The following is a 1,747-nucleotide window of genomic DNA, read 5'->3' on the forward strand; positions in this document are numbered from 1 at the left end:
AAGGCTGGGCGATGTTTGCTCAAGTCGCTTCTTTCAATGGTGCTGATCTTACAGGGGCGAACCTTGAGTTTGCCCGTGTTTCCAAAGCAACATTTCATGGCGCTATTTTAGAAGCCGCAAATTTGGAAATGGTGTGGGCGACGAAAACGGACTTTTTTAAGTCAAACATGAGGAATTCGAATCTTCAAGAAGCGAAATTTTATGGTGCCAATTTAGAGGATGTCGATATGGCAGGTTCCCGAAAGCATTATGCCATTTTTCAAGATGCAAACATGAGAGATTGCAATTATTGTCCGCATAATTGGTAATGTACATAACCAGTTCTGTCTCACTAAGAACTGGTTATTTTTTAAATAGTAAAAAAACATATAAGTCACTGAGCCGCAAATTTACATTATTGACATTTCATAAAAACCTTACCTTAACAGCTCAACATCAATAATAAAAAGCTCTAAATCTTAAGACCAAAAAATACTTAACACACATTTAAAACGCAATTTCAATATAAAAAATGAATTATTCCAATCATTATAGCCACAGAATAAGCCTCAAAAACCTTCACTTCATACACAATGGAAAATAAGTTTAAAAAATTCATATATTATTGTTTTTAAAGACAATACTAACAATGCCATTAAAGTGAAACAATACCAAAAACAGCTAACCTCTTATTTTATAAGGCTTTATAAAAACACCATTCAACACGCTTTATCGGCTCATTTTTTGACATATTTATAAATCAAATGTTAGCATTTTACAAAATAAACAACTTTTACAAATTAACACATCTATTTACACAAAAATTATAATAGGAGAATAAATCATCAATCCAAAATTAGTTATTAAAATTTCAAACACCTGTTTATATTTCACTTATTTTTCTACCTGTAGATTATGTAACTCCAAATTGACTGATTTCTTATTCAAATAAAATGAATAATTAATTTTCATTACTCATATAACAGTCAAAAATAGATTTACGAGGAATTTTTATAGGCATGCTTAAACTATTCATACCCCTAACAATGATCATCCTAGCCGGTTGTAATGCAGAATCTGAAACGAATACAGTTCCCGCAAACAACGCTATTACATTGGATCAAAGTAATAACTCAACACAATCAAAAGAAACTGCAACTGTTCTTCCGGAGGAAAATACAACGCCTGTGATAGATGGTGGCGAAACGTCTATCGACAATGATAAAAACACCATAAACAACCAAAGCACTTTCGTCTCTGATAATTCGAGCACCTCTAACGAAAACGAATCTGAATCCACCACTGAAGTAGACGAACCCGATGTCGATCAGTCAACTGACGACACTAACACTGACAGTGACTCTGATACTGACTCCAGTACTTCGAACGAAAGCGAATCCGAGCCCACCACTGAAATTGACGAGCCAGACATCGATCACTCAACTGACGGCACCAACACCGACAGTGATTCTGATACTAACTCCAACACTTCTAACGAAAGTGAATCCGAACCCACCACTGAAATTGACGAACCCGATGTCGATCAGTCAACTGACGGTACCAGCACGGACAGTGACTCTGATACTAACTCCAGCACTTCTAACGAAAGTGAATCCGAGTCCACCGCTGAAATTGACGAGCCAGACATCGATCACTCAACTGACAGCACCAACACTAATCAAAAATCTACAACCACTGATAGCACTAACACCACATCAGAATCCACCGACTCTGAAACGACCATTGAGAAAGTAACGACTGAGTCTGC

Annotated in this window: 1 protein-coding gene and 1 pseudogene; both read left to right on the forward strand. The window is 36.4% G+C overall.

Going from position 1 to position 1,747, the window contains the following annotated elements; genetic code table 11:
* Nucleotides 1-308 (forward strand): pentapeptide repeat-containing protein (locus tag VPNCDNU1_RS28380; protein WP_145959505.1); only part of this gene is annotated, 308 nt, incomplete at its 5' end.
* A 690-nt stretch (nucleotides 309-998) separates the two neighbouring features.
* Nucleotides 999-1,747, forward strand: a pseudogene (locus VPNCDNU1_RS28385) (hypothetical protein); the annotation flags it as partial.

The organism is Vibrio penaeicida, assembly GCF_002933855.1.
GTDB classification, from domain to species: Bacteria; Pseudomonadota; Gammaproteobacteria; order Enterobacterales; family Vibrionaceae; genus Vibrio; species Vibrio penaeicida_A.